We start from the raw sequence: 2,475 nt of genomic DNA on the forward strand, positions 1-2,475 counted from the left end.
GCTATAAGCTCATGTATATAGTACTCACCCTCATCTAGCGAAGGCATCTGAGCCTTATCAATAAAAACATCTTTGTTAAGAAGCCTTTTGACATCGTCTATATAATCGAAGCCTTTTAACTTAAGTACAATAAATTTTGAAGCTATCTTTTGACTTACAATCTCAAGCTCTTCACCATCGATATAGATTTGCTTATATTCTTTGAAATTGCTTAAATCATCTGTGTACGGAAAGATTTTTACCTCTCCATTTAAGCCATGCGCTGAGACAATCTTTGCTATCTTTATAAGGTCCAAGATTTATTCCTTTATTTCTAAATTAATTCTTCTTGAATCTTTAAGAGTAGCTCCGGCTATAAGTCTGATTGCTTTAACAACCTTACCGCCTTTACCGATAACTCTGCCTATATCGTCTGGATTTACGTATAGATCAATGTTGATCTCATTTGCTGATTCATTAACTGTAACTTTAACATCATCTTTGTTATCAACAATAGATTTTGCTAAAAATTCAACTAATTCTTTCATATTAACCCCCACATCCTAAGCTTCTACAGCTTCTGTTTCTTCTGTTGCTTCAGCTTTCTTAGCAGTCTTTGCTGTTATATCATATCCTTGAGATTTGAATAATCTTTGAACTGTTTCACTTGCCTTAGCTCCGTTTGCTATCCATTGTTCAGCCTTTTCTTGATCGAATTTTATTGTCTTTGGCTCAGTTAATGGGTCATAATAACCAAGTTGTTCAATAAACTTGCCATCTCTAGCTCTTCTTGAATCAGCTACAACAATTCTGTAAAATGGATTCTTTTTTGATCCCATTCTTTTTAAACGAATTTTTACCACAATCTCACCTCCTTAAAATTTATATGTTAAATGGAAAATTGAAATTTCCTTTTCTTTTCATAGACTTCTCCATCTTGCCGAAGCGCTTCATCATCTTCTTAGTATCTTCAAATTGCTTTAGAAGCTTGTTAACATCATTTGTTGTTGTTCCGCTTCCTTCTGCAATCCTCTTCTTTCTTGAAGCGTTGATTATGTTTGGAGTCATTCTCTCCTTCATAGTCATACTTCTGATGATGGCTTCGACTCTGCCTATATCTTTATCACTTATATTTATGCCCTTCAAGGCTTTTGAATTCATTCCTGGTATCATCTGCATTAGATTTTCTATAGGTCCTAAGTTTCTCATCTGAGCTATTTGGTCTAAGAAATCATCAAGGGTAAATGTTTCTTCCCTTAATTTTTTCTCAAGCTCCATTGCCTTCTTTTGGTCAATATTGCTTTGTGCTTTCTCAATAAGTGTAAGCACGTCGCCCATACCAAGTATCTTAGAAACTAATCTGTCTGGATGAAACTCTTCAAGCTCATCCATCTTTTCGCCCATACCAACGTATTTGATTGGTTTGTCAGTAACGGCTCTAATTGAAAGCGCCGCACCGCCTCTAGCGTCACCGTCTAGCTTTGTTAATATTACTCCTGTTATGCCAAGCGCATCGTCAAAGGCTTTTGCCACGTTTACTGCGTCTTGTCCAGTCATTGAGTCAAGTACAAGAAGTATTTCTGATGGCTCTAGATTTTCTTTTAAACCTTTTAGCTCATCCATCAGCACTTCATCTATGTGTAGACGACCCGCTGTATCTATGATGACGATGTCATTACCATTCTTCTTAGCGTGCTCTATAGCGCTCTTTGCTATATCAAGTGGCTTTATCTTGTCACCCATTGAAAATACTGGCACGTCAATCGACTTTCCAACTACTTCTAGCTGTTTAATGGCTGCTGGTCTATATACGTCGCAGGCAACTAATAGTGGCCTTCTTCCCTTCTTTCTAAGGTTTATAGCAAGTTTACCAGTAGTAGTTGTCTTACCTGCACCTTGAAGACCGCACATCAAAATGATGCTCGGGTTTTTGCTAAGGTTTAGGCCCTCCTTAGTCTTGCCCATAAGATTGATTAATTCTTCATTAACAATCTTAATAACTTGTTGACCAGGAGTTAAACTCTCCATAACTTCAGAACCGATGGCTCTTTCTTTTAATGTATTTATAAAATTCTTAACTACCTTATAATTAACATCCGCTTCAAGAAGAGCTAGCTTTACTTCTCTAAGTGCCACATCGACATCCTTTTCGCTAAGTCTGCCCTTGCCTCTTAAGCCGTCTAATGTTTTTTGTAGTTTTTCTGATAAGCTCTCAAATATCATTATTGCTCCTTTTAGATCTCATTTATAATCTCTTCAGCTTCTTTAATTCTTCCTTTAATTTCATCTATATCGTCACAGCTATTAATGCCATTGAAGATAATTTCTAATCTATCCTTGGCCTCTTTTCTATTATCAAACTTCTCTATAAGCTTAAGTGCTGCCTCATAAGACTTTAATTTGTCTATAGCTCTTTTAATGTTAAGGCTCACCGCTTGTCTCGATATTGATAATAGCTCAGCTATCTCAGTAAGTGAATAGTCTTCGTTGTAGTAG

Annotated in this window: 5 protein-coding genes; all 5 read right to left on the minus strand. The window is 36.4% G+C overall.

All coding sequences use genetic code 11. The features are described from left to right. The coding region (rimM, locus tag Q0E71_RS06665; protein WP_294797234.1) for a ribosome maturation factor RimM at positions 1-296 on the minus strand (296 nt) is incomplete at its 3' end. Positions 297-299: 3 nt separating this feature from the next. After that, positions 300-527, minus strand: coding sequence for a KH domain-containing protein (locus Q0E71_RS06670; protein WP_294797236.1), 228 nt, complete (start codon positions 525-527; stop codon positions 300-302). 15 nt (positions 528-542) lie between these two features. Beyond that, entirely contained in the window at positions 543-845 is a 303-nt protein-coding gene (gene rpsP / locus Q0E71_RS06675) for a 30S ribosomal protein S16 (RefSeq protein ID WP_026880687.1), read from the minus strand. A 16-nt stretch (positions 846-861) separates the two neighbouring features. Further along, positions 862-2,202, minus strand: a complete 1,341-nt coding sequence (gene ffh / locus Q0E71_RS06680) for a signal recognition particle protein (protein WP_294797238.1) — start codon at positions 2,200-2,202, stop codon at positions 862-864. 11 nt (positions 2,203-2,213) lie between these two features. Further along, the coding region (locus tag Q0E71_RS06685) for a sigma factor-like helix-turn-helix DNA-binding protein (RefSeq protein WP_294797240.1) at positions 2,214-2,475 on the minus strand (262 nt) is incomplete at its 5' end.

It is taken from the genome of uncultured Fenollaria sp. (assembly GCF_934202865.1).
Classification (GTDB): Bacteria; Bacillota; Clostridia; order Tissierellales; family Peptoniphilaceae; genus Fenollaria.

What these genes read in the sequence shown, in the direction of transcription:
- Q0E71_RS06670 (WP_294797236.1), bottom strand. Translation starts at nt 527, where the DNA reads ATGAAAGAATTAGTTGAATTTTTAGCAAAATCTATTGTTGATAACAAA.
- ffh (WP_294797238.1), bottom strand. Translation starts at nt 2,202, where the DNA reads ATGATATTTGAGAGCTTATCAGAAAAACTACAAAAAACATTAGACGGC.